The sequence below is a fragment of the Kitasatospora cystarginea genome, assembly GCF_039533515.1.
Lineage (GTDB): Bacteria > Actinomycetota > Actinomycetes > Streptomycetales > Streptomycetaceae > Kitasatospora > Kitasatospora cystarginea.
Map to the genome: position 1 here is coordinate 21,474 of NZ_BAAATR010000024.1, position 26,454 is coordinate 47,927.

The following is a 26,454-nucleotide window of genomic DNA, read 5'->3' on the forward strand; positions in this document are numbered from 1 at the left end:
CAGACGTTGAAGCGGAATGTCTGCCATCCGATCCTGACCTGCGGCGGAGCCACATACAGCGCGCTGACCAGGCATTTCTCCGTTGGCGTGCGTTGGGACCCGACGGTCGCTTACGGGTGTCCTGCGGACTGTCTGCGGACTGGCCGGGTGCGCCGAGGCTGCGGAAATCTGTGGCACACGGACCGGCCCGTCACCGAGAATGCGCAGGTGAGCCACCCATTCCCCTGTCCCTGCTGCGGGCACCTCGTCCTCGACGAGATGCCCGGCTCGTACGAGATCTGCCCCGTCTGCTTCTGGGAGGACGATGGGGTCCAGTTCCGGTGGCCGACCATGGGCGGCGGGGCGAACAAGGTCTCGCTGATCGATGCCCAGCGCAACTACCGGGAATTCGGCGCCTGTGACCAGCGCAGCCGGCAGCACGCACGGCCGCCGACGGCAGACGAGCCGCTCGACCCGGCCTGGCGTCCCGTCGACCCGGCACGCGATTCCTTCGAGGACTGGGACGCCGGGGAACGCGCCCCGTGGCCGACCGACCGCTCGGTGCTCTGCTGGTGGCTGCCGACGTTCTGGCGCCGCGACCACCCGGCATCATGACATCCCACATCAAAGCGCTCGTCCAGCAGTTGAACGGAGAGGCCAGCGCATCGTACGACGCCCGCGCGGAGCTGATCTGGCTCGGCCCCGACGGCATCCCCGCAATCATCGACGAGTTGCCCTCCCTCGGCAGCTTCGGCCAGCTGACCGCCATCGAGGTCTTCGAAGAAGTCGCGGACCCTCGATGCGGCCCGGCGCTGATCGGCCTGCTGGCCAGCGAGAACCCCACCGTCCGTGAATGGGCAGCGATGGCCCTGGCAAGCCTGGAGATCGACGGCGCCGTCGAACCCCTGCGCCGCGCCTACCGCGCCTGCCTGGAACGGGCGACCCGGCCGGACTGGTCCGAGCCCGGCGGCATTCGCTGGGCCCTGACCAAGCTCGGCGCCCGCACCCAAGTCACACCCCCGCTCACCGCCCGCCTCCACCCCACCGCCGACGCAGGCAGCCCCGGCTGGCCCACAGCCCACTTCGCGGAGATCATCAACGACCTCGCCGACCATGGGCTGCTGATCCTCTACTCCCAGTACTGGAGGGTGGCGGGCGAGCACACATACGGGATCTCGGGCATCGGTCTGGACTGGCAGCTCGACTGGACCGCGCCCTGGGAAGACCTGGTCGAGGAGGCCCGCGCGTGGTCCCTACTGGAGGCCGCTGAAGCACCCTCCGGCGAGAACGTCTTCGTCTCGCCCACATGGATCGACTGCACGGACCTCCACCCCTGGACCCGCTGAAACGCTTCGCTGTCCCGAACAGCTCAATGACTTCCGGTCCTTCGACCACCCTCACGTCGCCAGGGTCCTCCATGTCCGGCTCGCAACGGACCGGAAGGCTGGGCCTTCCCCAAAGAAAGGTGCGGCCGTCTTGGGCGCTGGACCATTATCCTTCCGAGTGACCCCGAACTCGACTATTGTACGGTTGGCCGCGATTTCCCGGGAGGATGCCATGACGGACTCGCAAGCTTCACCGCAAGGCGTTGACCTCTCCGCCTTCTCGTGGTTGAGCGAAGGAGTAGGAACCGCCCTGGTGGCCTACTCTCTGGCTGTTGACGAAGATAATCTAGGCTCCCTCCTGACTGGCGACGCGGCGCTCACAGACCCCCAAATCAGTCTCGCTAATGAATTGGTGGAGCTCCGCAAGCACATTGCAGAGAATTTCGCCGAACTGCCCACCAACCAGGTGCTCGGTTTCATTGTGAGTCAACTGGGTGGAGACGGTCGGACAGTAGCGCGTTCTTGGCGAATGAGAACTGTTGGTGCCGAGGTGGATTCGCCTACTACTGATCCCGTCGACGGTCCGCTGATGGAACTCGCACTAGAGGCATACCCAGCCCTCTTGCTTCCGCGCGATGAAGAACTGTACCCAGGCATGCGTTGGATGCTTCCAATTAATGCAGTGCGGGTACTTCTCGCACATCCGAAAGCCCAGGAGTTCCGCGAGGCAGTTCTTGCCGACTCTCTGCTTGGAAGCGTATTCGCTGAGGAATCTGAGCAGCCAGAGGCCAGACGTCAGCTATTCAGGAGCACTGGACAGGGCGGCAGCCCTCAGCTCTCAATGCTCGCGAGCACCCTCATCAGCTACGCCTGGAGAAGGCTCCAAGGCGGTCCCGTCAACCCGGGGCGCTTTGCGGCCGAGGTGCTGCTCGCGTTGCAACTGGCAAGAGCCGCATTCACCAAGAAGCCGGAGAAGACAACTGCGCGTGTAGCATTCGCGGGCGTCTTGCTCCCACCGCAGACGCAGTTCAAGGTGGGCCCGGCACTCATGCGAGCTGTGACTGACAAGGATCGAGAATACGCCCCAGAATCTCTGCGGGCGCAGCTCACCGGAACGAACCCTTCCGGCGAGACCACGATCATTAACTACGATGGCGACGTTCTGCTTGAGTACCGGCTAAACTACCGGGCCAAGGTGGTTAGATCGGAAGAACTACCAGGCGACTGGCCTTCTGACATGCTTCCCCCGCCCGAACTCGCGCAAATGGTCACCCGACTGCGATTTAGTCTCATGCTCGCGGTGGATCGCGATTCGCGGGCTCAGCTTGTGCAAACCTGGAACTATATCGAGGACCCACTCAGTGCTGGTCCAAATATCTCGTGGAACGACCCTCGACAGGGGACGGGCATCATGCCGATGCTTCTCACCCAAGATGAGGTTGCGGCCTGGGAAAAGTGGTACGGGCGGCTAACTGACCCGGCTGCCAAACTGGATCTTGCCCTGAGCCGCATCCTTCGGGCGATCGCCGAACGACGCGAGCCGTCTGATGTGCTCATCGACTCAGTCATCGCGTGGGAAAACGTATTCGGCACGCAACAAGGCGAGCCTACATTCCGCGTGACCATGTGCATCGCGAAGCTTCTGGAGGAGAATACCGAGGCGCGAGCCGGGTTGCGAGATACCCTTGCGAAAATCTACGGGCTTCGCAGCAAAGTCGTGCATGGAAACCGGAACCTCAAGCAGGAGGAGTATCCCCTCTGTTTCGAGGCGATGGAGATCGCGATCCGAATGATCAGGACTCTCGCAGCTGACCGCACTGATATTCTTGCTCTACCCGACGGTGCACGACGCAGCGAAAAATTGCTTCTCGACGGCTAATTAGATCAGGCTGGGCAGGACACTGCGTGGCCAGTGGCCGAGCCAGAAGGCTGCGGTTGATGGCTCCGGCTGGTCTTCGGTGGAACCGTCGTGCGGCAGCAGCTCGGTCGGGGCGATGTACCCCTCGCCGGGTGCGAGGCGGATGCGGAAGCAGCGCAGCGGTTTGTGCCGGGCGACGTAGGTGCGGAGGTCGTCGGTGTGCGGGTAGCGGTGTTCGTAGTCGTCGTGGACAGTGCGGCAGATGGCCTGGATGTCGATGTCGCCGAGCAGGATGTATCGGGCGCCGGGGCCGAGGTTGAGGCAGAGGCGTCGGCGGCCCTGGTGCTTTTCGGCGTAGCGGAGCTTGTCCCAGTTGTCGACGTGCAGGCCGATGCGCCGGCCGTCCCGGTAGTTGTCGGTGGTGGTGAGGGCCTTGGCCGGGCTGGCGGCCTGGCCAAGGTAGGTGGCGTCGGGGTCGCCGAGCGGGTCGGCAAGCTCGGCGAGCATCTCGGTGGTATCGGTGTGCCGGAGCTTGACCATCTCGACCAGGCAGCTGTCGCTCGTCTGGTCGGTCGCCCTGAGGTGAGTGGCGAGCGCTTCGCTGATCGGCTGCCAGGGCCCGGCCGGGACGACGGCGCCGTTCTCGTACTCGGGCTCTGCCCGGGTGATCCGGACGCCGCTGACCTCGCACCGCTCCTGCAGGGCGGCGAGGTCGTGGAACGCGATGCTCAGGTGCATGCCGAGTCCTCCTCGGGATCGGTCTATCGGCCGTCGTCGAGCGTGTCCCCGTACGTGACGTCCAGCTCTGCCATCAGGGCCGCGGCGAGCTCAGCCTGCTGCGGGCGGTCGATGACGACCTTGGCCAGCTGGGCGACGCCCCGCACGGCCGTGAGGTCGTTACCGCGCAAGTCCAGGCCCTGGTACTTGCCGCGTCCGAATTCGGTGAGCTGGAGGGTGCAGGCGTCGAGGACGACCTTGGTCAAGTCGCAGTTGGTGAAGACGGCCTCGCTCAGGATGCACTTGGAGAAGACGACCGGGCCGGTGGCGCGGATGCCGTCGAAGGTCGTGTAGTCGAGTTTGCAGTTCTCGAACAAGACGTTGTCGAGGGTCAGGCCCGTGAGGGTCGCGCCCATGAGCTTGCAGTTGCGGAAGGCAACGCGGGAGAGCTTGCTGTCGCTCCAGTCGGCGGAGCCGAGGTCGCTGCTGTCGAAGTCGACGGAGTCCAGGCGCATCCCGCTGAACTGGACGCGCGAGGCCCGCAGGCCGGCGATGCGCCCGGTGATGAGCCGGATGTCGGCCAGGTCGAGGTCGCGCAGATCGGCGTCGGCGTACTGGAAGTCCTGGAGGATGCCCCGGTTGGAGTCGAGCGTACTGACGTTGGACAGGTACAGGCCGGGTTCGTGGAGCTTGGGAAGGGTCACGGTGACACGGCCGAGAGTGATGCTGTCCACAGGTTTGCTCCGCTCTGTTGCTCGGGGCCCGGGCCCGCACCCGGCTGGTGCGGGCCCGGGGCTGTGCCGGGTGCTACTTGTTGTTCCAGTTGTCCCAGGTCGGCCGGTTGTCGAACGACGATCCGGCGTTGTCCCACGTGGGCCGGTTGTCGAACCCGGCGCCCGCGTTCGCGGGCCGGTGGCCGGCGGTCAGGTCGGCGACCACCGGGGCATCGCTGGCGGCCAGAAGTTCGAGGACGGTCATGCTGCTTGCTCCTCTCGGACGGTATCGGACAGTGCGGTGATCAGGGCCTGCCTTGACACACGGCAGTAGTTCGTTTCCGTGGTATCCAGGCGGCCGTTCTCGAAGTAGCGATTGCCGGCCTGCGCTCCCCGGCAGAAGTCGAAGAACTGACAGGTGGCCTCGCACTTCTCCAGGCCGGTGAGGAACTCATCGACGTACCGCAGTTGGTCGGCGTCGTCGAGTATGGACGCCAGCGACTGCTGCAGGACGTTTCCGGCCCGGAAGTCGTCGTAGGCGGGTGCCGCAATGCCCGCGAGTTCGGGCGAGAGCAGCACCACGTCGCCGGTGGTGGAGATGGTGGGGATGGGGTCGATCAAGAAGGTGTCCCTGCTGGCTTTCTGCCCCGTCCGTTTGGCGTGGAGATAGTTGCCGAGGCGGGCCAGCTCGCGCACGGACGGGGCAGGGTTGCAGCGGCTCCAGGCGATAGTGCGGCGCCAGAACTGCCGTGCCTGATCCACGGTTGGCATGGGCCGGGTGAGGTTGACGCCCTCGGTCTCCTCGATGTTGATGCCGATGGTGTGGCACCCGAGGCTGGCGAGGAAGTCGAGCAACTCCCCTGGCTGGCCAACACTTTCGGCCGTGATCACCGAGATCACCGAGAAGGCGATGCCCGCCTCGCGCAGCCGAACGACCCCCTTTGTGATCCGGTCGAAGGCGGGCTTCCCTTTGCGGTCAACGCGCTGGGCGTTGAGGGCGGCCGGACCGTCGATGCTGACGCCGACCCGGAACTGGTACGCAGTGAGGAACTCGCACCAGGCGTCGGTGACCAGCGTTGCGTTGGTCTGCACGTAGTGGTGGACAAGGCCGGCCTGCCGCAGCGGCTCGAACGGGGCGACCAGCTCGCCGAAGCGGTGGACGCCCAGCGCCAGCGGCTCGCCCGCGTGCCAGACGATCTCCAGCGGGCGGTGCCGGTCGCGGTCGGCGAACTCAGTGACAGAGCGTGCCACGGCGCTTGCGACCTCGACCGTCATGTGGTCCCGGCGGTCTCGGTGTGGCAGATAGCAGTAGGCACAGTCGAGGTTGCAGAAGCTGGTCGGCTGGACGACCACGGTCTGGGGCCGCCGGGCGAGGTAGCGGTCATAGCGGCGCGGTTCGCTCATCAGATGGCCTCTCATCAGGTGGCAAGCGCGGTTCGCGGGCGCCTGTGCCAGGGCCCCGCAGGAGGGACGCTCCGGAGGCGCCGAAGAAGGTGACCGCCAGCTCGGTGCGGTCGCGCGAGGAGCTGGCGTCGGGTCGTGGCCTGTTCAGGCAAGGCCAACTCGGCCCACACGCGCTTACCTCTCTCGGTGCGCTCGGCACCGTGAGAGAGCGCGAGGCGCTGGACCAGGAGCATGCCCCGCCCGGCTTCCTCGTCGGGCCGTGCCTGGCGTGCGCGCGGAAGGATCACCGAGGCGTCGTAGACCTCGATCAGGACTCGGCCACGCTGGGGGTCGGCATGCACGCCGACAGTGAGCGTCACACTGTCCGAGTGCCGGATGGCGTTGGTGATCAGCTCCGACGAGACGACGTCGAGGCTGGTGCGGGTGTCATCGTCCAGCCGGATCCCCCAGCCGACGATCAGGGTACGGATCCGCCGCCGCCCCGGAGCGGCGTTGGCAGGATCGCGAACCAGGAAGAACGAGCGGCTGTGCACGGACATGGCTGTGCTCTCCTTGGGCGGTTTGGAGAGCGGCACCGGCCACCGGGAACGAACTGATCGGTGGACGGTGCCGCCGTTCGCGGGCACACCCGTGGTGGGTGGAGGAGCAGCAGGGCTGCTTCCCGACCCGACCGGGCGGCTTGAACAGCCTCCCGGCCCCAGTGCCCACGCCGGAAGGTTTCTCAGGGGTTTCCCTTCATGCGCTGACCCGGCACAGCGGGTAGCAGTACGCTCACGATGGGCCTTTACCGAGGCGGGAGATGACATGCGCTCAGATCTTCTGGCGATCCATCCACTCACCTATCTGCTGCAGCGACACGGGTGGGGAAAGAACAAGTTCGCCGGCCTGATGCAGGACCACGGCAAGCGGATGGGCATCCCCCTGGCGACCAACCGGACGCTGGTGTGGAAGTGGGAGCGCGGGCAGGAACCAGAACCTGATGCTCAGTTGGTCCTCGCTGACATGCTGGGTGTCGAGCCCCGGTCCATCCGGGAGAGCCCCTGGCCGCGCTGGCTCCCGGTGTGGGAGGTGACGGGCATCACGGCGCCCTGGACACCTACGGGTACCGTGGATGTACTCGTAGATTTGGTCGGGAGTGGGCGCATGGATCGTCGCGGGTTTCTCACCATCACAGGGGCCGCCATGGCCACCGTTGCGGCGAGCTGGGTCGCCGCCCCGACCGCGTTCGCCGAGGCCCTCGGCGGCGATCAGGTCACCGACCAGATGGCCGACACGCTCGAAGCCCGAGTCGCCACCCTGAGGACGCTGGACGACCAGATGGGCGGTGCCCGGCTTCTCGAACAGGCCCGCGCCGACCTCTCGCTGGTCACGGGCCTCCTGCAGCACGGCCGCTACACCGACACGGTGGCCGCCCGCCTCTACAACCTGGCGGCCGAGGTCTCCTACCTCACCGGCTGGATGGCCTACGACGCCGGCCTGCGCTCCGCCGGTCAGCAGCACTACGTCGGTGCACTGCGGGCCGCCCAAACGGCTGGCAACGGTGTCCTAGGCGCGTTCCTCCTTGCCGAGATGGGCGTCCACCTCTCCGAGGGCGGCAAGCCGACCGAGCGCGTCGGCCTGATCGAGACCGCCCTGGACAACGCGCCGGGCAATACCTCGCCGGGAGTCCACAGCTACCTGGAACTGCACCACGCCGAGAGCCTCTCCCGGAACGGCCAGCACGGCCAAGCCAGTACGGCGCTCAACCGAGCGTTCGACCTGTGGGAGCGCCACGGCAAGGACGAGATGCCGACCTGGCTCGCCTGGTACGGATATGCCCAACTCCGTTCGACCGAAGGCAAGATCATGCTCCGCTCGGGCCAGGTCGACCGGGCTACCGACGCGCTCGCCACTTCCATCGACCAGGCCGTTCCACGAGACCAGGCTGTTCGCTCCGGCCGCCTGGCCACCGCCCGCCTCGCCGGCAGGGACCTTGACGGCGCGCTGGACGCGGCCAATCACGGCCTCACGCTGCTTGAAGGCAGCGTCCAGTCCGTACGTGCGGTCGACCGACTCAAGAAGTTCGAGGGTTACCTCAAGCCCCACTACTCTGAACCGGCCGTCGACGAGTTCCGCGACCGGCTCAAATCCCTTCCTGCGATGGCAGCCTGAGCCATAAACCTGATCCGACCCTCCTGAGCCACAGGGCCATCCGCAACTTGGGCGGGGTGTAGGGGTACGGCGGCCAGCATGCGAGCCGGTCAAGGGGTAGGTACTGGAGTCAGGGCCTCACTGCATGTTCTCGGCGTGGGGATGGTCGAAGGAGACCGGGCAGATGTAGATCTGCATGTTCTCGCGGGGAATGCGCACCCTGGGATCGTTGCTGGGGCGCTTCCCGTGGGGCTCGGCGAGGGATACCTGGTCCTCGACGGGGATCCAGCTGTGGTTGCCAGCGTCCCATTCGCCCGACGCGATGGTCAGCAGCGGCACCATCGGCACTTTGCACGTACGGCAAGGGATGCGGCGGGGGTCGCTGAAGCTCCAGGGCTCCCACCCGCCGACCTTCCAGCCTGGAGCCACCGACAACTCGTACTGGTAGTAGGCCTCGTGCTCATCCGGGTACGGGTGGTCAGGCTCGGCAACCGCCTTCACCCGGCTGCCCCAATCCCAGATCCGTTCGCGGAGTTCATCGTCCAGCTCGTAGGGCGCAGGGTACTCGGTCACCACCTCGGGGTGCAGCGCGCACGGCTCGGGGACATAGTTGCCCATGTGGTCAACATGAACGGGCTCGGGTGGGCTGGCCAGCAGAACCTCGACTGCCTGGGAGCTCCGCCACACCAGGCGGGCCTTCGGCATGAAGTGCTCGGTGTGGTCGAGCGGACACCACAGGACCTGAAGCACATCAGTGCCCTCCGGCCCGCGCAGGCCGGGAACGTCGCGCATGTAGAGCTGCGCGACCGGAAGCAACGCGTTCGGCTCATCGGTCCACTCATGCGTTTGTTCGATAGCGGCCAGAAGTTCGCGTTCTTCGGGCGTCAGCGTGCCCGCGCCGGGCTGCTGTGGTCTGCGCCCGGCGACGGCCCGCAGTTGCCGACTCCGCCGGACCCCGCCCAGAGATGTCGGCAGGACCCAGCTGCAGTGCTCCTCGGTGCAAACCGGCCATGGTTCGTCGGCCGGCCACAGCAGTGGACCTCCAACGGAGCTGTCGTAAGCCGTGGGCATGCCGGACCGGGGGTGGAGCCGCACGGTCTGCCGGGCCAGCGGCGCGAGTTCGGGAAACACTGCGACGATGTCCGCCGGGCGCGAGGGTGTCGTACGAGCCATGGATGTCCTTCGAGCGACTGAGCGGTCGGTGCAGCAGACCGTAGCCGAACGCGCTGACATTCTTGACGTAGGGGATGGCTGGCCGGACCGGGCATGGTGTCAGGTCAGGGTAGGCACTCGTGTACTGATGCCCAGGCGGTGAGTTGATCTTTGATCGGTCCGGGCTGCAAGCTGGGGACCAGTCTGGCGACGTGAGCCGTGAGGTTCTTGTGACGGCGTAGTTCACCAATCTGCTCGATCGGTAGGTCCCGCCAGGTTGCCGATTCTGCTTCGGCCCGGCGGGGGTCGAGCGAAAGCGCTCCGAGGGTGTCCTTGGCCAGGACGTCCGGGTTCCAGTCCGGATCGGTGTCGGGACCGAGATGTTCGATGACCCAGGTGCGAAGCCCGAAGTCTTGGCTGAGCATTCGAGCCCGCTGCCACGGCCGGCCGTCGTGCAGCCGCTTGTTGGCTGTCAGGGACGCCTTGGCCCAGCGGAGGCGGACGTGTCGTGGCTCGTCGGAGCGATAGGCATGGGACTGGGCAACCTCCCGGATCTGTTCCAGCTGCTGACCAGGCCGAAGGTCGGCAATGAAGGCCTCGATGCCTTCGATTTTCCAGAAGCTATGGGCATGAAGTGATTGGTCCATAGCTGCTTCGCCGCTCAACGTCGCTCCGTGGCAGAAAGGGAGATTCGGGGTCGTTCGAGATCGACGCCGAGGGTGGTGACCGTCAGTTCCTGTCTTTCCATGACGGTTACGTTGGAAAGTCGTTCCGGACGGACGAGTCCCTCGATGCAGTCGGCGATGCGCACGAAAGCGCCGATCGGCGCGAGTTTGGTGACGTGGCCCGTGACGGCCTGGCCGATCTTGTCGGGGTAGGGGAGCAGCAGGTCTGCGTGCTCGGCCCATTCGGTGAGCTGGATCTTCACCTGGTGGTTGTGGTCGGCGTGCCAGAGGACGTGCCCGGTGACGCGGTCGCCGACGTGTGGGAGCTCCGTGCATCGGGGCATAGCCGTGATCTCGGCGAGTCCGACTGCGTCGGGGTGGTTGTCGATGGCGACGAAGACACCGAAGCGCTGGCGACCGATGACCTTGCCGGTGACCGGAGTGCCGAGGGGCAGCTTCCGGAGGGTGTCGGGCCAGGCGGCTGCTATGCGGGCACCATGGTCTCTGTCGCTCCCCCAATCGGGCCAGGAGTATTCGGTCATAGTCGGATCATGACAGGCTTCGCCTCGATTCAGGATGGGTTCGTCCCGGCGGACAGCCCGGGGGATGGTCACCAACATGGAGGGAGCGTTGTGGAGCACCCGAAGGTCGCGGCGCTGATGCGGGTGATGCCGGCGGAGTACGGCTGCGACGAGGAGATCGACTGGCCGGCCGTTGAGGCTGATCTGGGTGTACATCTACCGACCGACTACAAGGCATTCATGGCCGTCTATGGCGGGGGCGGGATCGATGGCGAGGCTGGCGTCCTCCTGCCGATGGCCCCCTCCGAGGAGGGATTCGCGGATCCCGGCACCATCCCGGTGGAGACGGCGAACGTCCGCTTCGCGTGGAAGCGCGAGGGCGGACACGCCGCTCTTGACGTCGATCCGCTGGACCTTCTGGCCTGGGGCGTCACGTCCGGTCCCGACATCCTCTGCTGGTTGACCTCGGACAGCGATCCCGACCGCTGGCCGGTGGTCGTCTGCCGCCGGTCGGATCCGATCTTCCAGGTCCACCCCTTCGGCATGGCCGAGTTTCTGCGGTGCCTCTGCCTCCGCGAGTTCGAGACATGGCCACTCAGCCTCGGTGCGGGATTGTTCGGCGTTCCGCCCCGGTTCGTCCACTGGCGACTTGAGCAGATGCGGTGGCAGGCGGGGCTGGATCCGGTCACGGGCGAACCTGCCTCCCATCGGAATTCGTTCTGATACCTGCGCCATGGTCATGCGCACGGCTGGCACCTCCCATACGGATCCGTCCGACGTCGAGCTGTCGGAGGTCCTGGCCTAAACGGTGGAGACCACCGAGGCCGTCCGGGATCAAGCCATCGGCGAGGAGTCCACGTCACCAAGCTCGCGCGCGGCCGCCAGCCATCCGGCGCGGACGAGGCACGTTACGAAACCGAACGGAGAAAACGGATTGCGTGTAGCCGTCTGACCTGGGACCTCGCTTTGACTTCCAGTCAACTCTTCGAGAAGATAGACGTCGTCAGGCGCAGGAGTGCGTCCTGATGTGGTGGAAGCCCCGTCCAGTGGACGGGGCCTTTTTTGTTGCTCGAGAGCGACTACGAGTCCACCAGACATCCTGTGACAGCCCCCGCCCCTGCGGGGGCTTTTTTCATTTGGGGAGGGAAGTTGAACTTCGATTCGGCGCTTGCCGCCGCCGTGGTGATCGGGCTGGTGGCCGTGTGTGTCGTTGGGCTGCTTGTTGTGCTCATCGGCTTCATCGCGTGGATCGCCATCCGTAAGGCCCGTCCCGCCGAGGTGACGATGGTCTTGGCCGAGCTTCAGGGCATCATTCAGGCACTGCACGACTACATCCCGCGGTTCAGGCTGGCAGGATCGAACGTGTCGGTCGGGACGCAGGAGTCGGTGCGAGCCGTGGAGGAGGGGCAGCCCTCGCTGCTGAGGGGACAGCAGGTCGACGACAGCACGTACGAGGTGTTCGGGGGGCGCGAGTGAACCGGAAGCGTGGGCCGTTTCGCGATCCGACGCCGCTCAAGGCAGGAGTGGAGGACACCGAGCTCGACCCGGCCACTCTGAGGCGGGTGGAGAGCATCATCCGGGGCATGGCTGCCGGGACGGTCTCACGGCGCAAGCTGGAGGAGCGGTTTGATCTCCAACCGGCCACGGACTGGTCCGCTGTGGGGCCGGAGTACGACTCCGTGTCCGTCGACATGCTCGACCGGGGGCAGATCGATTACCGAGGGCTGGTGTTCTCTCGCTCCAGCGAATGGTGGTCGGGACGGTTCAATCTGCACATAACCTCTGTTGGGCGTCCGGCTGCTCTCTTTGAGGCGCTGAGCCAGAGGCTGCCCCACGTTCGCGACCTCGTCGCACAGATTGAGCGGGAAGTGCTGACGGCATGCGAGCACTGCGAGCGGCCAGCGATCCCACCCCCGACAACACGCGGTGGCCGCCCGAGGAGGTACTGCTCGAATGCCTGTCGGCAGGCGGCCTATCGAGCACGGAAACGCTTCGCCGCGTGGGTGGTGAGCCTGGAGCCAACCTGAGACCGGCAGGGCCACCGCACTGTCCTTGTCGAGCACCCGTGCGCGCGGCAGGTCGGTGCAAGGTACGTCTGCGCAAGTGGGCTGTGCGGAGGTGAGCGCATGACCGACCTGTCGGACCACGTACACCGAGCTCGGCGCCCGGCTGGACACGTGGCTGGCCGGCCCTGCCCGGTGCACCCCGGACATGCGGCGACGACACAGGAGTCCGGTGGTCGGGAAGGTTCCCGACCACCGGAAACGACATCAAACCGGCACCAGATCCGTGCAGTTCTACCTGCGTCGACGCTGTTGGTCGATCGTTGTAGGGGCGGGTGCCGCTACGGGCCGCGGGCCGTGCTGCCGGGGCAGTGCCGCTGCGGCTCGGGACCGCATGCGGGCAGCTTCCGCGGTGCGGTTGGGTGCGGGGTTGCGGCTGATGTGCTGGATGCGGCTGATGAGAACCTTGGCGGGCAGTCGGGCGGTGGTCAGTTCGCGCCGGGAAGCGGCCTCCTTCAGGAGCTGGTGGGGCTGGTGGCCACCGGCCTCGGCGTCGGCGAGGACGGTGGCGAGGGCGGGCCAATTGGGGTCGCTGAGGATCTGCTCGGCGTGGTCGGGGATGGCGGCGCGGACATCGGCGGCGAGGGTGTTGCGGGTCTGCTCCTTCGGCTGACGGTGGGCAAGCGCAGAGAGTTGTTCGGCGGCGGCGTGGTCGTAGGCGGCCTCAAGGTGCTGGACGGTCCTGCGTGCGGCTTCGGCCTGCTGGACGTGGCCGTGGGCCTGGTGCCATCGCTGGGCGAGGATCGCGGTCCAGACGAGCGCGGCCACCAGGACGGCCAATGCGCTTCCGTCCTTGCCGCTGCCGGCGCTCACGAGGTCGCGGGCAGCGGTGCGAAGGTCCGCTGCTGCGGCATGGTCGGCGCGGATCTTGGAGCGTTGGGCTCGTGCGAACGCCTTTGCTGCTGCTCGTAGCTCGGCGCGCAGGTGGTCGGGTGCGGTCTGGGCCGTGGCCTCGATCAGTTCGCCGAGTGCGGTGATGCTGGCCTGGGCACGAGCATCGCCCCCGTCACCGTCATGGTCGGTGGTGAAGCTGTCGAGGGCGTCAGTGGCTCGCTGCCACGGGCCGCCGGGCCGGTTGCGGTCGGCGGTGGGGTGTTCCTCGGGGGTGATGGCTTCGAGGACGGCCTGGAGCTTGGGCAGCGAGAGGTCGGGGGCAATCTTCCCGCCGGGGATGTAGTTCGGCGTGCCGTTGGCCTTCAGGTCGCCGGGGCGGGCTACGGAGTAGCCCTGGAGGTCCCCAGATGGGAGGCGGCGGATCTTGACCTCGATGCCGTCGGCCTGGAGGTAGGCGAGGAGTTCTTCGGCGTCGGAGGCGTGCGGGACGGCGGCACGGATGCGGTCCTGGAGCCATTCGCGGCTCGTCTGTTCCCAGCCGAGGCGGGCGGCCTTGTGCATCTCGGCCTGGGTGGGGCGGCGTTCGGCAGTGCCGTCGCCGGTGCCGAGCTGGCGCAGGCCGTAATCCTTCTCGATCTCGCGGCACGCGGCGCCGGCGCGACGGCCACTGTCGTGGAGCTTGGGGCGGCGGCCGTCCTCACGGACAGTGGTGGCGAGGATGTGGATGTGGTCGTCGGCGTGCCGTACGGCGATCCAGCGGCAGGCGAGGTCGTCGCCTTCAGGGGCGATGCCGGTGGCACTGACGATGCGCTCGGCGATCTCGGCCCACTCGACGTCGGAGAGGTAGCGGTCCTCGGGTGCGGCCCGTACGGGGCAGTGCCACACATGGTCGGTGACGGGCTTTCCGAGCTCGGTGTTGCGCAGGCGCACGGGCTCGTCCAGGTAGCGGGCGAGCTGGGTGAGGGTAGCGGTCTCGTCACGGCCGGGGTCTGGCGCGCCGAGCGTGGCGAAGCCTGCCACGATGTGCGGGTCTCGGTGCTCGTCGTGTCGGCCGGGTCCATAGAGGTAGGCGAGCAGCCCGCGGGTGTTGGAGCCCGGCTTCTTGATGGGCGCGATCACGGCGGATCAGACCTCCTGGTCGACGGGATGGCGAAGGGCTTCCGCGATCTGCACCAGGAGACGGTGCAGTTCGTCGAGGGTTTGGAGAATGTCCACAGGTGGCTCGTAGCCGCCGTTGAGGGCGCGGGCGATCTGGTTCACGTTGTTGGCGTAGCCGCTGAGCAGGCGCAGGACCTTGGCGCGGAACTGGTGCGTCTGTCGGCGTTCTTCCGCCAAGGGCAGGTCGATGAAGAACCGGCCGTCGATGAAGGCCAGGACGATGTCGGCGGCGAAGCCGGACACGCCCCGGTAGCCGTTGGCGACGGCAGCCGCTTCCAGCCGCGCGTCATCATCTGACTCGAACCGCAGAGGTCCGACGCGCTCCTCGCGCTTGACGCCGGTGAACCGGCGGTTCTTCAGTTCAGTGCTGTTCGTGTCGTTCTTGTCAGCGGCCGGGTTCCGGTCGTCAGCAAGCGTGTTCGGGTGCAGACCCTCAAGGATCTCTTTCTGAACGGCGAGGAGCTTGTCCGGGCCGGGGCCGCCCTCGGCCCCGGCTTCTTGGCCCTGCGCGCCCTCGCGCAGGGCCGTCTCCGCCACCCCTGGGGCGGAGACTCCACGAGTCCGGCCACGAGTCGGACTCGTGGTACTACTGGCTCCGCCAGGGGTTCGAGTTCCGAACGCTCGTTGCCAAAGGCCCTTCGGCGTAATGGACTTCGCAAGGCCGTGGAAGCCCCCACCAGCATTGTCGGTCAGGTTCTGGTCTTTGGTCACGGTCGGCCTCTCCATGGGTTGGTCGGTGGCAGGCTGCCGGTGCGGGTTCGCGGTGTAGCCGGGCGAGGGGCGGATTCGCGGAATTCGGCTGGCGCCTCGTTGGGCTTGCACGAGCGGCCCGGTTGCGGTTCCGGGGAGCCGCCCGTCCGTGCGGCCGGAGCGTGGCGGGCGGCTTCGCTGGAGCCGATGAGTCAGTCGACGGCTGGACGCACGCGGGCGCGCTCCGGCAGCGGAGCGACCTGCTCGTCGCGCAGGCGGTTCATCAGCTTGGTGAAACGCTCGCTGCCGATCGGCACCTTGGCGTCGCGCAGGGCGTTCTGGACTACCGCGACGCTGATGCCGTGCTCCGCAACGGCGGGACGCGCTATGGCCAGCAGCTGATCCATAGTCGCCGCCGGAGGACGCCCGGTGCGTTTGCGCGGTGCGACAGACACACGGTCCGCGCTGGAAGTGTCGTCGGCGGCCGACCGCTCAGTCCGGTCAACATCGTCGAGCGGGGCGGGCTCGGACTGCGGCTCAGTGTGGCGATCAGCCGGAGAAACGGCGGCGTGCCGCAGGTCTCCGACGGAGGCCGCCTCGACCGTCGAGCTGCGGTCCGCCGTGGCAGTGCCAGTGCTGGTGGCCATGGTCGGTGCGCTGGTGGTGTGGCGCGTGGTGATGATGCCGAGGTGGACAGCTCCGGCGAGGGCGAGCGGGGCGATCATCGAGAGGATGCCGACGGCGGTGTCGCCGAGGTGCAGCCGGTTGATCGTGGCGAGGGCCTGTTCGTTGAGGAGGACGGCATGCAGCACGTTGGCCCAGACGCTGGCGGTGGTCGAGGACAGGAAGAGGATCCACACGTAGGCGCGGGCGCCCAGCGGCGCGGTACGCAGGATGAGCAAGGCACGGACGCTGTAGGCGATGAACCCGTCGATGATCAGCGGGTACACGTAGGTGAGCGGGCCTCGGACGTGGATCGCCTGCGCGGTCTGCCGCAAGGCGTCGTACGAGAGGGCGAAGCCGGCCAAGGCGAGGAGGCCGATGGCGGCGTGGTCCCAGCCGGTGACGTGGCTGCGCGTCGGCTTCGGTGTGGACTGGTGCGCGGTCGTGGACATGGATTTCGGTTCTCCGGGTTGGTACTTGAGGTCTCTTTGGACGGGCCCCTTTGGTGGGCGCGCACGCGTTCCCCCTCTTAATGAGGGGAACGCGCGTGCAGGCAGGGCCGCGTGGACGGCGTGCAGGTGATCGTGAGCCTGCGACCTGTGGTTTTGTCTCGCAGCGTGCGCACTGTGGGCGGTGCGTGGGGGCCAGCGCCGCCAATGGCCCGTGAGCGGCTGCGTGATCGGTTTGGCGTGCCGCCCCGGCCTCAGCGGCCGGGGGCGGTGTGCCATCCATCTGCGGGACGGTCAGGAGACTGCGGCGATGTGGCGGGCGGTGGCCCGGTAGCGGGTCTGCTGACCGCCTCCGGTCCCGCCCGCGAAGCCGTCCTGCTTGGTCGCTTTCCCAGCCTTGACCAGGGCTTCCAGCCTTCGACGGGCCTTCTCGACGTCGGACCGCTCCGGCTCGGCCTCGCCGGTCAGGCGACTGGCCAGCTCACGGGCCGTCAATCCTTGCGGCGCGGTCTTGAGAATGGTCTCGGGATCGAGGAAGGTGTCCACGGTCGAGGTGCCCCGGGTGTGGTCGTGAACCACCGACAAGGGCCCGACGTCCCCGGTGACGGTCTTGAGCTGGTGCAGCTTGACCACCGGGTCGCCCGCCGCCCCGCTGAGGAACAGCACGCTGCCCGCCCCGGCAGTGAACCAGGCGGAGCCATACACCCTGTCCAGCACCGGGCGTTCGCCGCGCTTGGCGTCGCCGCCGGACTTGCGCTGGTGGTGCAGCTCCAGGAGCTGGGTACCGCCACGCAGGAGCCGCTGACGGGCGTTGTTGTACGCCAGCCCGGCTTCGTCGTCGGTGAGCTTGCCGACCACGTCCTTCAGGCTGTCGATCACCACGGTGTCCGCCCGGTGAGCCGCCGCCAGTTCGGCCAGCAGGTTCGGCTCCTTGTCGAGCGAGGCAGGCAACGGGCCGGTCCAGAACACCAGCCTCTCGGCAAGGTGCCGCTTGTCAGCAGGGGTAACACGACGAGCGAAGGCTCGGGCGATCTGCGGCGGCCGGTCCATCGCGAGGTAGAGAACCCGCTCGCCCTCAGCGACCGGCATGTCGAGCACAGCGGAAAGGAGGCCGAGCCGGGCCAGGACGATCTGGTGGGCGATCGTGGTCTTACCGACTCCGGGCGGTCCGACCAGCATCAGGCTCTCCCCGGCGGCCCACGCGGTCTGCTCGTGACTGCCCCAGATCGGCTCGGCCTGGGTGCCGAGGTCCTGAACGAACGACCAGCCGTCCACGGCAAACCTCGTCAGCCGCTGCCCCTGGAGGCCGATGCCACGGTCGGCGGCACTGCTCAGCTCGGCATCGAGCACAGCTCGGATCTGCTCAGGGTCAGCGCCCTCGGAGTCCGTCTGCTGGAGGAGACGGACGGCCATCGCCTGCCAGCGGCGCAGTTCTGCCTTCTCCCGCACGATGTGCGCGTGGTAGTCCGCACCGGGGGCGGGAATGGCGGCGGTGGACAGGCGGTGCAGGTAGGACTGGCCACCGACGCGGCTGAGGTTTCCGCCTCGGGCGAGCTGGGCACCAACGGCCGTCGGATCGGTCGGGGAACCGTCGTCGCGCAGGGCCAGCAGGGCGCGCCAGATGTCACCGTGGGCGGGCCGGTAGAAGTCGCCGGGCTGCAGGACCGGACGCATCAGGTCGATGGCCTCAGGCTGGAACATGCCGGTGCCGAGCACCATGGCCTCGGCGTCCAGGTCGTGGGGCGGGGGCGGCAGCCCGCCCAGCCCGCTCCAGGTGGACGATGCGGGGTCGTCGCAGGAGAAGGGGGGTGCGGTTCGCGGGACCGGAAACGTACGCTTGGACAAGGAAACTCCTCGCGGGTGCCGTGCGGCTGGCAGGCCAATGGCACCCGGGTAGATCGTTTTTGCGGCGGTCGTCAGGGAGTCGTCTCGGCCCTTGGTGCTCCAACACCAGGGGCCGTTCCCGTACTTGGGTGTCTGTGGTGCGATCGGGGCCGGAGTCGATCAGGCCGTGATCGCCGCCAGGAGGGCGGGCGCATCACGCCCCCAGCACCCAGTGGTCACCCGGCTCGTGCAACTCTCGGTCGAAGCGCTGAAGCTCGGACTCCAGGTAGAGGACTCGGCGGCCGACCTTCACACCCCGAGGGCCGTAGCCGGTGTGCCGCCAGTACCGCACGGTGCTCTCGGCGGTGCGGTACCGCTCGGCGACTTCGGACGTGGTGAGATAGCGCTCCACGACTTTCCCCTTTGACTAGGTTGCGTTCCCTGGTGAATAGGTTGTACCGTACGACCAGCGGCTAGTCAAACGGGAAAGGAGATGGTTCAATCGGGATAGCGATGAGACGCGATGGAGGCGACATGTCCAGAGAGCCAGGCGGCGGCGAAGCGCCGCTGCTGTACAGCGAAGGCAACGCGGCGGCGCGCATTGGGCTGGAGCGGGAGGTCAGAGGGTGGAGCACCACCGAGCTGGCGGTTCGCATGACCAAGGCCGGCGTCCCGATGAACCAGACAGCGGTCTGGCGCATCGAGAACGGGAATCCGCGCCGCAAGATCACCCTGGATGAGGCCCTCGGCTTCGCCCGTGTCTTCGAGCTACCCCTGGAGGAGCTCATGTCGCCGCCCCTGGAGGGCGTCGACATCGAAGGAAGACGGGTGGTCCAAGAGGCGGTCGAGGCGTTCTACGAGGCCCGCGACGCGGAGGACCGCCTGCACCAAGCCGTCGTCGCCACCGCCGACTACATCGCAGCCCACCCCGACAGCTCGAAGGGCATCCACGAGCAGTGCCTCCGCCTCATGGGCGAGGAACGCGATGCCCGCGCCCTGACCGAGTACATCGAGAGGGGCGGTTACTACTGACAAAGGAGATAGCCGACTTGGCGAACATTCAGAAGCGGCCCAACGGAAAGTGGCGGGCCCGGTACCGAGACCTGGACGGCAAGGAGCACGCCCGTCACTTCGACCGCAAGACCGACGCCCAGCGGTGGCTCGACGAGGTCACGGCCAGCGTGGTCACCGGTCAGTACGTCGACCCCCGGTCGGCCAAGAAGAACTTCAAGGAGTACGCAGAGGAGTGGCGCACCCGACAGCCCCACCGGCCCTCAACAGCCAAGGCCGTTGCCCAGCACCTGCGCTGCTACGTGTACCCGGCCTGGGAGAAGCGAGCGCTGGGTGCGATCAAGCCGGGCGATGTCCAGAGTTGGGTGACCGGCCTCACCACCACCCACAACCTGGCAGCCAGCACCTCACGGACCGTCTTCAACACGGTCAACGCGGTCTTCCGGGCGGCCGTCCGCGACCGCATGATCCCCCACAACCCCTGCGAAGACGCGAAGTTGCCCTCGGCGCCCCGCAAGCAGGTCGTCCCACTGCCGGTGAGTCAGGTTCGCCACCTGGCCGAGAAGATCCCCAGCCGCTATCGGGGCCTGGTCCTGCTCGGCGCTTCCACCGGCCTCCGCCCCGGCGAACTGTTCGGGCTCCAGGTTCGGCACATCGATCTGCTGCACGGGTCGGTGACGGTCGAGCAGCAGATTCAGCAGACGGCGAAGCATGGGGTGTACGTCGGGCCACCGAAGACCGCGCGGTCATACCGCACGGTGCCCCTGCCGAAGGTCGCGGTCAACGCGGTCAAGGCGCACCTACGGGACTTCCCTGTCAACGAGCCCGAGGGCTGGCTCTTCACCGCGCCCGAAGGCGGCCCGGTCGTCTACACCAGCTTCATGGACGGCTCATGGCGGCCCGCCTGCCAGAAGGCCGGCATACCGAAGGGCACCGGTCCCCACGCCCTCCGGCACCACTACGCCAGCCTGCTGATCAAGCACGGTGAGTCGGTGAAAACCGTCTCCGAGCGGCTCGGTCACACCAACGCGGCCATGACGCTCAACATCTACACCCACCTCTGGCCCGACTCCGAGGAGCGGACCCGGGCTGCCGTGGACCGCGCCTACGGCAACGAAGGCCCAGCACAGGGTGATCTCCCGACCACCGAAGCGGCATAACACCGCCGGTGGCGTTGGCCGGAGTTGGCAGCCTTGCGGACTCCCTGCGGACCGAAAGGCCGCCCAACCCGCTCCGTCGCAGGTCAGACGGCCTTCCGTTCAGTCGCTCACACGTTGAAGCGGAACTCCACCACGTCGCCGTCCTGCATGACGTACTCCTTGCCCTCGATCCGGGCCTTGCCCTTGGCGCGGGCCTCGGTGATGGAGCCGGCCTCGACCAGGTCGTCGAAGGAGATGACCTCGGCCTTGATGAAGCCCTTCTGGAAGTCGGTGTGGATCACACCGGCCGCCTCGGGGGCGGTGGCGCCCTTCTTGATGGTCCAGGCGCGGGTTTCCTTGGGACCAGCGGTCAGGTAGGTCTGCAGGCCGAGGGTGTCGAAGCCGACCCGGGCCAGGGTGGCGAGGCCCGGCTCGTCCTGACCCATGGACTGGAGGAGTTCCAGGGCCTCGGCGTCGTCCAGCTCGATCAGCTCGGACTCGATCTTGGCGTTGAGGAAGATCGCCTCGGCCGGGGCGACCAGCTCGCGCTGGGCGTTCTTGAAGTCCTCGTCGACCAGCTCCTCCTCGTCCACGTTGAAGACGTAGAGGAAGGGCTTGGCGGTCAGCAGGTGGAGGTCGCGGATCGGGGTGGTGTCGAAGCCGGCCTCGAAGAGGGTCTTGCCGCTCTCCAGGACCGCCTGGGCCGCCTCGGCGGCGGCGAGCACCGGCGCGGTCTCCTTCTTGAGCCGGGCCTCCTTCTGCAGCCGGGGCAGCACCTTCTCGATGGTCTGCAGGTCGGCGAGGATCAGCTCGGTGTGGATGGTCTCGATGTCGTCCTTGGGCGATACCTTGCCGTCCACGTGCACCACGTCCGGGTCGGTGAAGGCCCGGACGACCTGGCAGATGGCGTTCGCCTCACGGATGTTGGCGAGGAACTTGTTGCCCAGGCCCTCACCCTCGCTCGCGCCGCGCACGATGCCCGCGATGTCCACGAAGTCCACCGTCGCCGGGAGGATCCGCTGCGAGCCGAAGATTCCGGCCAGCGTGGCCAGCCGGGTGTCCGGGACGCCGACGACGCCCACGTTGGGCTCGATGGTGGCGAACGGGTAGTTGGCCGCCAGCACGTCGTTCTTGGTCAGGGCGTTGAAAAGAGTCGACTTGCCGACGTTGGGCAGGCCGACGATTCCGATCGTGAGCGACATGAAGCGCAGTCCCGTGGGCTTGGAGGAGTGGAATGGCACCGTAGGGGCCGATCCCCCAGTCTAAGGGCCAGCCGAACGGGGTACGGGCGCGAACGGGGTACGGGCCCGGCCCCGGTGGCTCAGACCTCCCCGGCGCCGTCGGGCTCCACGGCCGGCTCCAGGAACTCCAGCCGGTTGCCCAGCCCGTCGGCGGAGTGGAAGCGCCGGTAGCCGGGGAGGTTGCCGTCCCAGACCACCGGGTGGCCGTGCGCCTCCAGCCGGGCGGCCAGGTCGTCCAGCGAACGGACCAGAATGCCCGGGTGGCCCTTGCGGGACGGGGCGAACTCGGCCACCACACCGAGGTGCACCTCGACCCCGCCGCCCCGGAACCAGCAGCCGCCGCGCGCCGCCAGCACCGGCGGCTTCTCGACCTCGGCCATCCCGAGCACCCCGGCCCAGAACTCCCGGCAGACGTCCTCGCTGCCCGCCGGGATGTCCAGCTGGATGTGGTGCAGCCGCTCGAACCCGAAGGCCGCCTCGGCACTCGGCTCGGTCACGGACATCCCGCCTCCCCCTGGTCGTGTCCGAACGCGTCCGGGCGGGACCGCCCGGACGGGCCTCCTGAGACTACTCACGGCCCGGGGACACGGGCGAGGGCCAAACGCAGCCATTACACACTGTGGCGATGATCGGACCGTACGTTGGTTGGGTGGAGCAGAGCATCCGTACCCAGCCGCCCGGGCCCAGACGGCGACCGCCAGCCGGTACCGCCGCGGAGGCCGCCGTACCGGGGCCCGCCACGCCCCCCGAGTCCCGGGTCCGCCAGCCGTCCAGGCGGCGCACGGCCGTGCAGCCCGCCCCGCCGAAGGCGCGCCTGCGCCTGACGCTCCAGCTCGGTGCCCGGGAGCGTCCGCGCAGCGGACGGCCGGCCCGGCTCACCGCCGTCGGCACCGGCGTCGTGGCGGTGGCCGGCACCGTGCTGGTGGCGGCGGTGGACCGGCTGCTGTTCGACGAGATCGGGGTGCTGTTCGGGATCGGCTACCTGGTGGTCTGCTTCCAGCTGGCGATCCGGGTGCGGTTCGCAGACCTGGCCGCCGCGCCGATCAGTGGGCCGATCGCCTTCGCCGCCGCGCTGGTGATCTTCGAGCCGGTCGCCTCGCCCGGGGTGACCGGGCAGGTGGTGGCGCTGGCGGCCGGTCTCGCGGTCCGGGCCGAGTGGCTGTTCGGCGGCACCGGCCTGGCGGGCGTGATCGTGGCGGCCCGGTTCGTGGCCCAGCGCCGCCTCAGGCGCAGCAGGTCGAACGGCTGAGGGCCTGCTCCGCAGGCACACTGTCCTCCGCGGACGGGTGCGCGCCCCGGAAGGTGCCGCGCCCGGGCGTCAGCCGGACTTTGCGGCGGCCATGGCGGCACCGACGATGCCGGCGTCGTTGCGCAGGCGGGCCGGCAGGATCCTCGCCCCTCGCTGCTTCAGCAGGGGCAGGAACTTGTCGTGCTTGCGGCTGACCCCGCCGCCGATGATGATCAGCCGGGGGGAGAACAGCCGGTCCACCAGGTCGAGGTACTCGTCCACCCTGAGGGCCCATTCGGACCAGCTGAGTTCGTGGCGCTCCTTGGCCGCCGAGGAGGCCCGGCGTTCGGCGTCCTTGCCGCGCAGTTCCAGGTGGCCGAGCTCGCTGTTGGGGACCAGGACGCCGTCCACGAACAGGCCGCTGCCGATGCCGGTGCCGAAGGTGAGGACGAGTACCACCCCGCCCTGGTCGCGGCCGGCGCCGAAGGTGATCTCCGCGAGCCCGGCCGCGTCGGCGTCGTTGAGCACGGTGGCGGGCAGGCCGAGGGCCTGCCGGAAGAGGCCCTGCGCATCCTGGCCGATCCAGTCCTTGGAGACGTTGGCCGCCGTACGGGTGTGCCCGTCGACCACCACACCGGGGAAGGTGAGCCCGACCGGGCCCTGGTGGCCGAAGTGGTGGACCACTTCGCAGACGGCGCTGACCACCGCCTCCGGCGAGGCCGGGTGCGGGGTGAGGATCTTGTACCGCTCCTCCGTGAGCTCGCCGCGTTCCAGGTCGACGGGCGCGCCCTTGATCCCCGAGCCGCCGATGTCAACGCCGAATACCGCCGTCATGGCCACTGCCCTCCGTCGTCCACAGCCTGTGCACAAACGTACGGGCGCCGGCCGGCGCCCGCCTGCTGATACCCGGGGCCGGACGCGACGATGCCCGGGGCCCCATGGCTCCCGGGCATCGCGGCGGCGTTCAGAGCTTCTCGGCGGCCTCGGCACGCAGGTCGCGGCGCAGCTCCTTGGGCAGCGAGAAGGTCAGGTGCTCCTCGGCGGTCTTGACGATCTCCACGTCGGCGAAGCCGCGCTCGGCGAGGAAGGCCAGCACACCCTCGACCAGGATCTCCGGCACCGAGGCGCCGCTGGTCAGGCCGACCGTGGTGACGCCCTCCAGCCAGGCCTCGTCGATCTCGTCGGCGAAGTCGACCAGATGCGCGGCCTTGGCGCCGTACTCCAGACCGACCTCGACCAGGCGGACGGAGTTGGAGGAGTTCTTGGAGCCGACCACGATCAGCAGGTCGGTCTCCGGGGCCAGCTTCTTGACCGCGACCTGGCGGTTCTGGGTGGCGTAGCAGATGTCGTCGCTGGGCGGGCTGACCAGCAGCGGGAAGCGCTGCTTCAGCTGGTCGACGGTGGCCATGGTCTCGTCCACCGAGAGGGTGGTCTGGGACAACCAGACGACCTTGGACTCGTCGCGCACCTGCACGTTGGCCACGTCCTCGGCGCCGTCCACCAGGTGGATCCGGTCCGGGGCCTCGCCCATCGTGCCGATGACCTCCTCGTGGCCCTCGTGGCCGACCAGCAGGATGTCGTAGTCCTCGTCCGCGAACCGCACGGCCTCCTTGTGGACCTTGGTCACCAAGGGGCAGGTGGCGTCGACGGTGGCGAGCTTGCCGGCCTTCGCCTCGTCGTGCACCGAGGGGGCGACACCGTGCGCCGAGAAGACCACGATCGAGCCCTCGGGCACCTCCTCCGTCTCGTCTACGAAGATCGCGCCCTTCTTCTCCAGGGTCTGCACGACGTACTTGTTGTGCACGATCTGCTTGCGGACGTAGATCGGCGCCCCGTACTGCTCAAGGGCCTTCTCCACGGCGATCACGGCGCGGTCGACGCCCGCGCAGTAACCCCGGGGGGCGGCGAGCAGGACGCGGCGCTGAGCAGTGTTGGACATGGCACCCATGGTACGGGCCCACCCTCCCCCGTTCGGACCGCGACGGCGGTACCGTCCCGCGCGCGTGGCCTGCGCCGCCGAGCGGACGGGCGGCGCCGGAAGCCACGGCCCGGTGCCCACCGCCGGGCCGTCCAGGGTGGCCTCCGCTGTCGGTCGCCGGGGATAGCCTCGTACGCATGGCCAACACCAGTTCACCTGAGGCGCCCATCCCGGTCGGCAAGGTCTCCGCGCTGATCGGGGGCTGGATCGACCGGCTCGGCGAGGTGTGGGTCGAGGGGCAGATCACCCAGCTCAGCCGGCGCCCGGGGGCCGGTGTGGTGTTCCTGACCCTGCGTGACCCTGAGCGGGACGTCTCGCTGACCGTGACGTGCTTCCGGGCGGTGTTCGACCGGGTGGCCGAGGACGTCCAGGAGGGCTCGCGGATCATCCTGCTCGCCAAGCCCGAGTGGTACCTGGCGCGCGGCACGCTCTCGCTGCGGGCCTCCGAGATCCGACTGGTGGGGCTGGGCGAGCTGCTCGCCAGGCTGGAGCACCTGAAGCGGCGGCTGGCGGCCGAGGGGCTGTTCGCGGCGGAGCGGAAGCGGCCGCTGCCCTTCCTGCCGCACTGCATCGGCCTGGTGACCGGGCGCGGTTCGGCCGCCGAGCGGGACGTCCTGGAGAACGCGCGGCGCCGCTGGCCCGCCGTCCGCTTCGAGGTGCGCAACGTACCGGTGCAGGGGGTCAGCGCGGTGGCCCAGGTGTCGGCCGCGGTACGGGAGTTGGACGCGCACCCCGAGGTCGACGTGATCATCGTGGCCCGGGGCGGCGGCAGCGTCGAGGATCTACTGCCGTTCTCCGACGAGGAGTTGGTGCGGACGGTGGCCGCCGCCCGCACGCCGGTGGTCAGCGCGATCGGGCACGAACCGGACCAGCCGCTGCTCGACTGGGTCGCCGATCTGCGGGCCTCGACTCCGACGGACGCCGCCAAGCGGGTCGTGCCGGATGTCGGGGAGGAGCTGACCAAGGTGCACCAGCTCCGGGACCGGGCGCGTCGGCAGGTCTTCGGGCGGGTCGAACGGGAGCTGGCCGGGCTTGCGAGCGTGCGGAGCCGTCCGGTGCTCGCCGCTCCGCACCGGCTGGTGGACGGGCCGGCCGACGAGGTGGCCGCACTGGTCGAGCGGGCCCGGCGCTGCCTCGGCCACCGGCTGGACGCCGCGGAGTCGGACCTGGGGCACACCCTGGCGCGGGTTGTGGCGCTCTCGCCGCTGGCCACGCTGGAGCGGGGGTACGCCGTGCTGCAGCGGACGGACGGACACGTGGTGACCGATCCGGCACAGGTCGCGGCCGGCGAACAGCTGCACGCCAAGGTCGCCGAGGGCGCCTTCGACGTGACGGTCGGCGAAGCCAACGTGTAGCGGCGGCGCCTTCGCCGGCTTCCTGCGCCTCCACCGGTTTCCCACGCCCGGACCCGACGGCCCGCCCTGCTGTCAGGGGTGGCACCTAGGCTGGGCGGCATGGCAGATCAGCAGGTGACAGGCCCGGGGAACGACGACGACGCCCTGGGTTATGAGCAGGCCAGGGACGCGCTGCTGGAGGTGGTCCGACAGCTGGAGGCGGGCGGTGTCCCGCTGGAGGAGTCGTTGGCGCTGTGGGAGCGCGGCGAGCAGCTGGCGAAGGTCTGCCAGCGCTGGCTGGACGGTGCGCGGGCGCGGCTGGACGCGACCCTGGCGGCCGAGCAGGAGGGAGCCGACAGCGCGGACGCCTAGGACCGA

General features: G+C 68.3%; 29 protein-coding genes. 12 read left to right on the forward strand and 17 right to left on the reverse strand.

The window, feature by feature from the left end; genetic code table 11:
- Nucleotides 1-207: 207 nt before the first annotated feature.
- From ABD369_RS24255 to ABD369_RS24265, 3 genes are all read left to right on the forward strand, one after another.
- Nucleotides 208-594: a CPCC family cysteine-rich protein gene (locus ABD369_RS24255; protein WP_344638640.1), complete on the forward strand. Its 387-nt coding sequence runs from the start codon at nt 208-210 to the stop codon at nt 592-594.
- On the forward strand, nt 591-1,325 hold the full coding sequence (locus ABD369_RS24260) for a HEAT repeat domain-containing protein (RefSeq protein WP_344638641.1): 735 nt from the start codon (nt 591-593) through the stop codon (nt 1,323-1,325). Before ABD369_RS24255 ends, ABD369_RS24260 begins: the two co-directional genes overlap by 4 nt.
- A gap of 211 nt (nt 1,326-1,536) precedes the next feature.
- The gene (locus ABD369_RS24265) at nt 1,537-3,183 is read left to right on the forward strand and encodes a hypothetical protein (protein WP_344638642.1); all 1,647 of its coding nucleotides are present in this window, start codon (nt 1,537-1,539) and stop codon (nt 3,181-3,183) included.
- Here the strand turns inward: ABD369_RS24265 and ABD369_RS24270 are convergent, their stop codons facing one another.
- The 5 genes from ABD369_RS24270 to ABD369_RS24290 form a co-directional block, all read right to left on the reverse strand.
- On the reverse strand, nt 3,184-3,900 hold the full coding sequence (locus ABD369_RS24270; RefSeq protein ID WP_344638643.1) for a hypothetical protein: 717 nt from the start codon (nt 3,898-3,900) through the stop codon (nt 3,184-3,186). It lies immediately after the preceding gene.
- A 23-nt stretch (nt 3,901-3,923) separates the two neighbouring features.
- A complete protein-coding gene (locus ABD369_RS24275) occupies nt 3,924-4,613 on the reverse strand; it encodes a pentapeptide repeat-containing protein (protein ID WP_344638644.1) in 690 nt (229 codons plus the stop codon).
- A gap of 73 nt (nt 4,614-4,686) precedes the next feature.
- A complete protein-coding gene (gene amcA, locus ABD369_RS24280; RefSeq protein ID WP_344638645.1) occupies nt 4,687-4,857 on the reverse strand; it encodes a multiple cyclophane-containing RiPP AmcA in 171 nt (56 codons plus the stop codon).
- Nucleotides 4,854-5,996 carry a cyclophane-forming radical SAM peptide maturase AmcB gene (gene amcB / locus ABD369_RS24285; protein ID WP_344638646.1) on the reverse strand — a complete coding sequence of 381 codons (1,143 nt, stop codon included), beginning with the start codon at nt 5,994-5,996 and terminating at the stop codon, nt 4,854-4,856. Before amcB ends, amcA begins: the two co-directional genes overlap by 4 nt.
- 14 nt (nt 5,997-6,010) lie before the next feature.
- Nucleotides 6,011-6,535: an ATP-binding protein gene (locus tag ABD369_RS24290; protein WP_344638647.1), complete on the reverse strand. Its 525-nt coding sequence runs from the start codon at nt 6,533-6,535 to the stop codon at nt 6,011-6,013.
- Between the two features lie 265 nt (nt 6,536-6,800).
- On the opposite strand from ABD369_RS24290, the gene ABD369_RS24295 reads away from it, so the two are divergent.
- Nucleotides 6,801-8,147 (forward strand): NsdA family TPR-like regulatory protein, encoded by a 1,347-nt coding sequence (locus tag ABD369_RS24295; RefSeq protein WP_344638648.1) that lies wholly within the window; start codon nt 6,801-6,803, stop codon nt 8,145-8,147.
- Nucleotides 8,148-8,264: 117 nt separating this feature from the next.
- Here ABD369_RS24295 and ABD369_RS24300 read toward each other — a convergent pair whose 3' ends face one another.
- From ABD369_RS24300 to ABD369_RS24310, 3 genes are all read right to left on the reverse strand, one after another.
- Nucleotides 8,265-9,299: a hypothetical protein gene (locus ABD369_RS24300; protein WP_344638649.1), complete on the reverse strand. Its 1,035-nt coding sequence runs from the start codon at nt 9,297-9,299 to the stop codon at nt 8,265-8,267.
- A gap of 104 nt (nt 9,300-9,403) precedes the next feature.
- Nucleotides 9,404-9,943, reverse strand: coding sequence for a hypothetical protein (locus ABD369_RS24305; RefSeq protein WP_344638650.1), 540 nt, complete (start codon nt 9,941-9,943; stop codon nt 9,404-9,406).
- Nucleotides 9,940-10,563: a S1 RNA-binding domain-containing protein gene (locus ABD369_RS24310; RefSeq protein WP_344638651.1), complete on the reverse strand. Its 624-nt coding sequence runs from the start codon at nt 10,561-10,563 to the stop codon at nt 9,940-9,942. The genes ABD369_RS24305 and ABD369_RS24310 overlap by 4 nt, the downstream gene beginning before the upstream one ends.
- A gap of 12 nt (nt 10,564-10,575) precedes the next feature.
- Here ABD369_RS24310 and ABD369_RS24315 point away from each other — a divergent pair, with 12 nt between their 5' ends.
- The 3 genes from ABD369_RS24315 to ABD369_RS24325 all read left to right on the forward strand — a co-directional run bounded on the left by ABD369_RS24315 (nt 10,576) and on the right by ABD369_RS24325 (nt 12,491).
- Nucleotides 10,576-11,187 (forward strand): SMI1/KNR4 family protein, encoded by a 612-nt coding sequence (locus tag ABD369_RS24315; RefSeq protein ID WP_344638652.1) that lies wholly within the window; start codon nt 10,576-10,578, stop codon nt 11,185-11,187.
- Nucleotides 11,188-11,613: 426 nt separating this feature from the next.
- Complete coding sequence (locus ABD369_RS24320) at nt 11,614-11,940, forward strand: hypothetical protein (RefSeq protein WP_344638653.1); 327 nt, start codon at nt 11,614-11,616, stop codon at nt 11,938-11,940.
- An 86-nt stretch (nt 11,941-12,026) separates the two neighbouring features.
- Nucleotides 12,027-12,491, forward strand: coding sequence for a hypothetical protein (locus tag ABD369_RS24325; RefSeq protein WP_344638654.1), 465 nt, complete (start codon nt 12,027-12,029; stop codon nt 12,489-12,491).
- A 270-nt stretch (nt 12,492-12,761) separates the two neighbouring features.
- Here ABD369_RS24325 and ABD369_RS24330 read toward each other — a convergent pair whose 3' ends face one another.
- From ABD369_RS24330 to ABD369_RS24350, 5 genes are all read right to left on the reverse strand, one after another.
- Nucleotides 12,762-14,480, reverse strand: coding sequence for a relaxase/mobilization nuclease domain-containing protein (locus ABD369_RS24330; RefSeq protein WP_344638655.1), 1,719 nt, complete (start codon nt 14,478-14,480; stop codon nt 12,762-12,764).
- Between the two features lie 6 nt (nt 14,481-14,486).
- Entirely contained in the window at nt 14,487-15,056 is a 570-nt protein-coding gene (locus ABD369_RS24335) for a MobC family plasmid mobilization relaxosome protein (protein ID WP_344638656.1), read from the reverse strand.
- A gap of 365 nt (nt 15,057-15,421) precedes the next feature.
- A complete protein-coding gene (locus tag ABD369_RS24340; RefSeq protein WP_344638657.1) occupies nt 15,422-16,324 on the reverse strand; it encodes a DUF2637 domain-containing protein in 903 nt (300 codons plus the stop codon).
- Between the two features lie 291 nt (nt 16,325-16,615).
- Nucleotides 16,616-18,166, reverse strand: a complete 1,551-nt coding sequence (locus tag ABD369_RS24345) for a DnaB-like helicase N-terminal domain-containing protein (protein WP_344638658.1) — start codon at nt 18,164-18,166, stop codon at nt 16,616-16,618.
- Between the two features lie 193 nt (nt 18,167-18,359).
- Nucleotides 18,360-18,557, reverse strand: a complete 198-nt coding sequence (locus ABD369_RS24350) for a helix-turn-helix transcriptional regulator (RefSeq protein ID WP_344638659.1) — start codon at nt 18,555-18,557, stop codon at nt 18,360-18,362.
- A 122-nt stretch (nt 18,558-18,679) separates the two neighbouring features.
- Here ABD369_RS24350 and ABD369_RS24355 point away from each other — a divergent pair, with 122 nt between their 5' ends.
- Nucleotides 18,680-19,177, forward strand: a complete 498-nt coding sequence (locus ABD369_RS24355; protein WP_344638660.1) for a helix-turn-helix domain-containing protein — start codon at nt 18,680-18,682, stop codon at nt 19,175-19,177.
- Nucleotides 19,178-19,194: 17 nt separating this feature from the next.
- Nucleotides 19,195-20,316 carry a tyrosine-type recombinase/integrase gene (locus tag ABD369_RS24360; protein ID WP_344638661.1) on the forward strand — a complete coding sequence of 374 codons (1,122 nt, stop codon included), beginning with the start codon at nt 19,195-19,197 and terminating at the stop codon, nt 20,314-20,316.
- 107 nt (nt 20,317-20,423) lie between these two features.
- Here ABD369_RS24360 and ychF read toward each other — a convergent pair whose 3' ends face one another.
- On the reverse strand, nt 20,424-21,497 hold the full coding sequence (gene ychF, locus ABD369_RS24365; protein WP_344638662.1) for a redox-regulated ATPase YchF: 1,074 nt from the start codon (nt 21,495-21,497) through the stop codon (nt 20,424-20,426).
- Nucleotides 21,498-21,616: 119 nt separating this feature from the next.
- On the reverse strand, nt 21,617-22,039 hold the full coding sequence (locus ABD369_RS24370; protein WP_344638663.1) for a VOC family protein: 423 nt from the start codon (nt 22,037-22,039) through the stop codon (nt 21,617-21,619).
- A gap of 122 nt (nt 22,040-22,161) precedes the next feature.
- On the opposite strand from ABD369_RS24370, the gene ABD369_RS24375 reads away from it, so the two are divergent.
- Nucleotides 22,162-22,785, forward strand: coding sequence for a DUF6542 domain-containing protein (locus ABD369_RS24375; RefSeq protein WP_344638664.1), 624 nt, complete (start codon nt 22,162-22,164; stop codon nt 22,783-22,785).
- A 69-nt stretch (nt 22,786-22,854) separates the two neighbouring features.
- Here ABD369_RS24375 and ppgK read toward each other — a convergent pair whose 3' ends face one another.
- Together ppgK and ABD369_RS24385 are read right to left on the reverse strand one after the other, a co-directional pair.
- The gene (gene ppgK / locus ABD369_RS24380) at nt 22,855-23,598 is read right to left on the reverse strand and encodes a polyphosphate--glucose phosphotransferase (RefSeq protein ID WP_344638665.1); all 744 of its coding nucleotides are present in this window, start codon (nt 23,596-23,598) and stop codon (nt 22,855-22,857) included.
- A gap of 130 nt (nt 23,599-23,728) precedes the next feature.
- On the reverse strand, nt 23,729-24,712 hold the full coding sequence (locus ABD369_RS24385; protein ID WP_344638666.1) for a 4-hydroxy-3-methylbut-2-enyl diphosphate reductase: 984 nt from the start codon (nt 24,710-24,712) through the stop codon (nt 23,729-23,731).
- A gap of 167 nt (nt 24,713-24,879) precedes the next feature.
- Between ABD369_RS24385 and xseA the strand changes: the two genes are divergently transcribed.
- Nucleotides 24,880-26,097, forward strand: coding sequence for an exodeoxyribonuclease VII large subunit (gene xseA / locus ABD369_RS24390; RefSeq protein ID WP_344638667.1), 1,218 nt, complete (start codon nt 24,880-24,882; stop codon nt 26,095-26,097).
- Between the two features lie 99 nt (nt 26,098-26,196).
- The gene (locus ABD369_RS24395) at nt 26,197-26,448 is read left to right on the forward strand and encodes an exodeoxyribonuclease VII small subunit (RefSeq protein WP_344638668.1); all 252 of its coding nucleotides are present in this window, start codon (nt 26,197-26,199) and stop codon (nt 26,446-26,448) included.
- Nucleotides 26,449-26,454: the final 6 nt, after the last annotated feature.

What these genes read in the sequence shown, in the direction of transcription:
- ABD369_RS24260 (WP_344638641.1), top strand. Translation starts at nt 591, where the DNA reads ATGACATCCCACATCAAAGCGCTCGTCCAGCAGTTGAACGGAGAGGCC.
- ABD369_RS24265 (WP_344638642.1), top strand. Translation starts at nt 1,537, where the DNA reads ATGACGGACTCGCAAGCTTCACCGCAAGGCGTTGACCTCTCCGCCTTC.
- ABD369_RS24270 (WP_344638643.1), bottom strand. Translation starts at nt 3,900, where the DNA reads ATGCACCTGAGCATCGCGTTCCACGACCTCGCCGCCCTGCAGGAGCGG.
- amcA (WP_344638645.1), bottom strand. Translation starts at nt 4,857, where the DNA reads ATGACCGTCCTCGAACTTCTGGCCGCCAGCGATGCCCCGGTGGTCGCC.
- amcB (WP_344638646.1), bottom strand. Translation starts at nt 5,996, where the DNA reads ATGAGCGAACCGCGCCGCTATGACCGCTACCTCGCCCGGCGGCCCCAG.
- ABD369_RS24290 (WP_344638647.1), bottom strand. Translation starts at nt 6,535, where the DNA reads ATGTCCGTGCACAGCCGCTCGTTCTTCCTGGTTCGCGATCCTGCCAAC.
- ABD369_RS24295 (WP_344638648.1), top strand. Translation starts at nt 6,801, where the DNA reads ATGCGCTCAGATCTTCTGGCGATCCATCCACTCACCTATCTGCTGCAG.
- ABD369_RS24300 (WP_344638649.1), bottom strand. Translation starts at nt 9,299, where the DNA reads ATGGCTCGTACGACACCCTCGCGCCCGGCGGACATCGTCGCAGTGTTT.
- ABD369_RS24310 (WP_344638651.1), bottom strand. Translation starts at nt 10,563, where the DNA reads ATGTTGGTGACCATCCCCCGGGCTGTCCGCCGGGACGAACCCATCCTG.
- ABD369_RS24340 (WP_344638657.1), bottom strand. Translation starts at nt 16,324, where the DNA reads ATGTCCACGACCGCGCACCAGTCCACACCGAAGCCGACGCGCAGCCAC.
- ABD369_RS24355 (WP_344638660.1), top strand. Translation starts at nt 18,680, where the DNA reads ATGTCCAGAGAGCCAGGCGGCGGCGAAGCGCCGCTGCTGTACAGCGAA.
- ychF (WP_344638662.1), bottom strand. Translation starts at nt 21,497, where the DNA reads ATGTCGCTCACGATCGGAATCGTCGGCCTGCCCAACGTCGGCAAGTCG.
- ABD369_RS24370 (WP_344638663.1), bottom strand. Translation starts at nt 22,039, where the DNA reads ATGTCCGTGACCGAGCCGAGTGCCGAGGCGGCCTTCGGGTTCGAGCGG.
- ABD369_RS24375 (WP_344638664.1), top strand. Translation starts at nt 22,162, where the DNA reads ATGATCGGACCGTACGTTGGTTGGGTGGAGCAGAGCATCCGTACCCAG.
- ppgK (WP_344638665.1), bottom strand. Translation starts at nt 23,598, where the DNA reads ATGACGGCGGTATTCGGCGTTGACATCGGCGGCTCGGGGATCAAGGGC.
- ABD369_RS24385 (WP_344638666.1), bottom strand. Translation starts at nt 24,712, where the DNA reads ATGGGTGCCATGTCCAACACTGCTCAGCGCCGCGTCCTGCTCGCCGCC.
- xseA (WP_344638667.1), top strand. Translation starts at nt 24,880, where the DNA reads ATGGCCAACACCAGTTCACCTGAGGCGCCCATCCCGGTCGGCAAGGTC.
- ABD369_RS24395 (WP_344638668.1), top strand. Translation starts at nt 26,197, where the DNA reads ATGGCAGATCAGCAGGTGACAGGCCCGGGGAACGACGACGACGCCCTG.